A 3,582-nucleotide genomic window follows, 5' to 3' on the forward strand; every position below is an offset into this window, starting at 1 on the left:
CCATTGAGCAAGAAGCCCCCACTTCAAAATCAGTGATTTAAGTGGTGGGAGCATGTCACTATGTGTGTGGCAGAAGAAGCAGGAGAATATGTGGTTCAGATAAACAGCACTTATAATTATGCTGACAAATATCCTTCTGAGAGGGCGGCAGAAGATCAGATGTTAAGAATCGCGCATGCTCGAAATGCGATTGAGGAAGAACTTAGAAACTATTGATTCTAGCTCCAACATTGGGGTCAGATTGTGCGAATATTGTGGCATCGGGGACTGGCTACCTAAAGGTGGAAGCCGGATGCAGGTTTCGTTTTATGCCCTCTGTCTTAATGAAAGGGGGTGCTGCCCTATGAATACAATGGAAGTCTTGACTTTATTGTTAGTAATTTTTACAGCATTGAGCTACATAGATCAACATAAAAAGAAATAGCATCCCACCGCCACAGTAAGATGCTATAACTTTATTTATACACTCTTTTGAGGGCAACCGGAACATTGTGTCCGGTCATCTTCTGATTTGATTATACAACAGGACTCTTGTTTTGGCAAGAGTCCTGTTTCAGAACATGGTGGCTTGAACCTAGCATTGGGGTCTGACCATCTAAGTGTACCTCGACTGTAGAGGAAAAACGTGTGATAATAGCCTATATTTCTATTACGAGTATGAAAGGTTGAAGGTAAGATGCCCGTGAAGGTTCTGAAGACCAATGACACCCGGTACGGCATGACCTACCACGAAGATGTTGTAGCCGTAAAGGACAGTTTCCGGAATGCAGAAACTCTTTAACACATGTATCGTGTTGTAATCCGGATCAGATGAGAAAGCTATTAGATAAGTTTCCTGTATAATTCAAAGTGTACATTGATAAAGGGCTCGATATTTTTACATCTGGATTATGGGGAACTGATGCATGGCGTGGAAAAAAGTCAGGCGATAGAACGTAACCGTGTAGCGATCACGCTGTTCTTGCCGTCTGTTTCCATTATTCCTGGGCAACTATTTAAGTGCGAAAGAAGAGGATTTTTTTGGAGAAAAATAGTAAGTTATATCAGAAAATCGTTGAGGGAGTCGAACAGGGGGCATTTCGCCGGGCGGATTTAAAACGCGGTGAGTTGATCTATCATTACACCAAAATGGAAAGTATGAAAAGTATCATTGAGAACAGGTGCTTTTGGGCGACAGAGTATCGTTATCTGAATGATGAGGAAGAATTTTCTTATGTGCAAAAAATCCTGAAAGATGTTTTGATAGAAGAATTTGGTGAATTCAGTCCGAAGAATCCGGTGGCGAATTTTTTGGCAAGCATTTTTGAAAAATTGGTAGCGGAAAGTTTAACAGAATATTTCGTGATCTCATTTTCTACCAATCCAGATAACCTGACACTCTGGGCTGAATTTGCCAATCCGGGATGCTGTCTTGGAATGGATCTGGAAAAAATTCTCGTGCCGGGAAGTTTCCTCACCTGTGTCCGGGTGATCTATAAGGAAAAAGAACAGAAGTGTCTGATCCGGGATACATTGGAGATGATCATAGATGAATTTCTTGGAGATGGGAAAACTTTTACTCATAAAAAGGAAAGATGGCAATATTTAAAAGAAAAATTGAAAGCAAGTCCAGATGATCAAAGAATCATTGGAGCGGCCTGTGCAAAGGTAGTGGCCTATTATGGAATGGGAATGAAATCTGTTTTATTTCAGGCGGAAGAAGAATATCGGGTGATCTGCAAAGCAGAAGGTGATGTAGAGTACCGCTGTGGAAGAGATATGCTGATTCCTTTTATTAAAGTCCCAATACGGAAACAAGAAGAGGGACAGATACAAAAGCTGGTACTTGCTCCATTAAATAATACTGCGTTGGATATCAGGGCAGCAGATGGATTTATGAGAAAGCATAAAATAGAGAACATAAAGATTGAAAAATCATGTTTGCATTTGCGATTCTAGCGAGTTATCAGGGGTGAATGGGGTTATAAAAAAATGAAATTAGAAGATATGACGCAGCAGGAGAAAGCGTTTTGGAATTTGCTGCCGGAAGAATTGCAGCAAATTTCAACCGTCACCATGAGTTACCAAAACTCCTGGGCTATTATAAATAAACATTTGCGCACCATATATGGAGATCGAGTGGACTGGAAAAAATGTATTTCTGCTTATCAGAAGAGGCACATTGTACGAAAATGTGAGGATATGTCTCTTGTAACAACGGACGAGATCCGGAATATGCTTGCCGAAGACGAAAAGGACAGAGTAACGTCGGTTAAACTTGTTGAGATGTTGCCATTAATCTCCAGTAATGACAGGGAAACAGCAGGGAAAGCAACGCTGGAAGCGGCAAAGTTTCTTGGAATATTACCGGATAGCAGAGAGGGATTGTTTACCTGGATCGTGAATAAAGAAGGCATGACAGAGAAAGAGCAGCTGGATTTGGAACAGAAGATTCGACAGGAAATGGCCTTGCTGAATATAATTGTGAAGGCCATGATAGATTCTTATGTTCCTGGGATCCAGCTGACTTATCCGATCATAGGAACTGTTATGACACAACCAAAAACCAGATATTATTACCGTGGAGAAAATGCGTTTTACGGGCAGTCCAGGCCAAGTGCCTATCGGAACATGGACCCGAAACTACCATTTCAGGTGCAGGAAATTGTAAACCGGTTGCGCTGGGACGAGGGATGTGGCTTTTTCGATCATTTTGATGCAGTGAAGCGTTGGGGAAATTCTACAGTGAATTATCTGGCGTTGGCGCAGCATTATGGATTATGGACACCTATGATGGATGTAACTGGCGATTTGCTTACAGCATTATTTTTTGCCTGTTGTAAATTCGGAAATGACGGGAAATGGCATCCACTTACGAAAGCTGATTTTGAAAAAGAGGATTCCAGAGTCAACGTGAAAAAATTAGGCGGTGATTCCAGATATGCAGTTCTTTATCGGTCTCCCAGTGAAATCACGGATATGAAGTGGGCAGAGGAAAACGTGAAAGGAGAAAATATCATTTTACCGGTTGGATATCAGCCATTTATGCGCTGCAAAAGCCAGTATGCATACATGTTTATGACTTTACAAGAGAAATATGATATGCTTGTGGATCCTCTTTTTGAGAAAATGCGTTTCCGTCTGGATGAGGATTTCTGCCAATGGGTATATGAAATGTCTGACAGTGGAAATGCCATTTATCCAAATGATGACATCCCGGATCTGTCTAAATATATGACGAAGATCAACCATTCCTGCCATTTTTCTCAGAGTACGTTTGAAGCATTGACAAAAATGGGAAACTGTACGGAAGACGAAAAAAAGCAGTGGAAGGCAATATTGAAAAAATACGGATTTCATATCATGCAAGGAGATCGGGAGTACATTACAGCAAATGAGTTGAGAAAGATCAACAAACGATATAGTATTGAGCGGGCGTTTCAGCTGACGAAAGTAACGCCGGTGAAGAGGCCGCAGCTTATCATTGGAGGTTGATTTTGATCCGAAAACTTTTGTCATGGTCTCTGGTGAGCAGATCATTGACGGAAAGAGCTATACATTTGATGAAAAGGGAGTGGGAACTTTGAAGCAGGATAAATGGAA

3 protein-coding genes are annotated in these 3,582 nt (G+C 41.3%); all 3 read left to right on the forward strand.

Annotated features, from left to right (window positions below; all coding sequences use genetic code 11):
- Positions 1–60 precede the first annotated feature (60 nt).
- The 3 genes from DXA57_RS17255 (at position 61) to DXA57_RS17005 (ending at position 3,474) form a co-directional block, all read left to right on the forward strand.
- Positions 61–216, forward strand: coding sequence for a hypothetical protein (locus tag DXA57_RS17255; RefSeq protein WP_158571359.1), 156 nt, complete (start codon positions 61–63; stop codon positions 214–216).
- Positions 217–1,020: 804 nt separating this feature from the next.
- A complete protein-coding gene (locus DXA57_RS17000) occupies positions 1,021–1,938 on the forward strand; it encodes a hypothetical protein (protein WP_117768427.1) in 918 nt (305 codons plus the stop codon).
- A 180-nt stretch (positions 1,939–2,118) separates the two neighbouring features.
- Entirely contained in the window at positions 2,119–3,474 is a 1,356-nt protein-coding gene (locus tag DXA57_RS17005; RefSeq protein WP_158571360.1) for an FRG domain-containing protein, read from the forward strand.
- The last annotated feature ends 108 nt before the right edge of the window (positions 3,475–3,582 follow it).

Source organism: Blautia sp. OF03-15BH, from assembly GCF_003463065.1.
Lineage (GTDB): Bacteria > Bacillota > Clostridia > Lachnospirales > Lachnospiraceae > Limivivens.

Excerpts from the sequence above, each read along its gene's own strand:
- DXA57_RS17255 (WP_158571359.1), top strand. The coding sequence starts at position 61 with ATGTGTGTGGCAGAAGAAGCAGGAGAATATGTGGTTCAGATAAACAGC.